Raw genomic sequence first — 597 nt, 5'->3', positions numbered from 1 at the left:
CTTGGACGAGATCCGTACAAAGGGTTCTTTTCAATGCAAGTGCCCTTCTCAACGCAGTATATGGTCATTGCCGCATCCGCGACATTCATCGCCACAAATCCCATCTCGATATATTTGATGTCCTTGGGCATCTTGAAGCGATTGCTGGCGACCGCCTCAATTTTGCTGACATTTGCGATATCTGGAGGGAGCTGTGGTCCCTCCACCGATTGCGCGTCGGCCTCAGTTGGGGGCACTTCATGTGGTGAAATGTTGGTTGATTTTGCAGACGGGTCTTCCAGCGTCCCCATCTTCTCGCCGCCATCATAATGCGACAAATCGAAATTTATACTGTCTGAAGTATTTGCTGATCGCGCAATTTCTATGGTTCCGGCATAAGAATGTAATGGAAAAAATATTGATAATGAGGCAATAAAAGAAGAAATGTATGAAAAATACCTCATTGCTCGCCTCCATTGACTTTGGAATGTCAACTGGAGGAGGATGATATCCGCGCCAATTTTTGCATCACACTGCCGTTAAATCGACTTCGGATGCAGTTCCTACTCAAACCAAGCGAACAACTCCGATGTGGCGGAGAAACTTGGCACGAGGCTG

1 protein-coding gene is annotated in these 597 nt (G+C 47.1%); it reads right to left on the bottom strand.

Annotated features, from left to right (window positions below):
• Nucleotides 1–443: hypothetical protein (locus OKA11_RS24490; RefSeq protein ID WP_267225249.1), on the bottom strand; the 443-nt coding region annotated here is incomplete at its 3' end.
• Between the last annotated feature and the right edge of the window lie 154 nt (nucleotides 444–597).

It is taken from the genome of Novosphingobium clariflavum (assembly GCF_026420865.1).
Classification (GTDB): Bacteria; Pseudomonadota; Alphaproteobacteria; order Sphingomonadales; family Sphingomonadaceae; genus Novosphingobium; species Novosphingobium clariflavum.
Note: the sequence above shows the minus strand (reverse complement) of the source record. Positions and strands in the feature narration are given on the sequence as shown.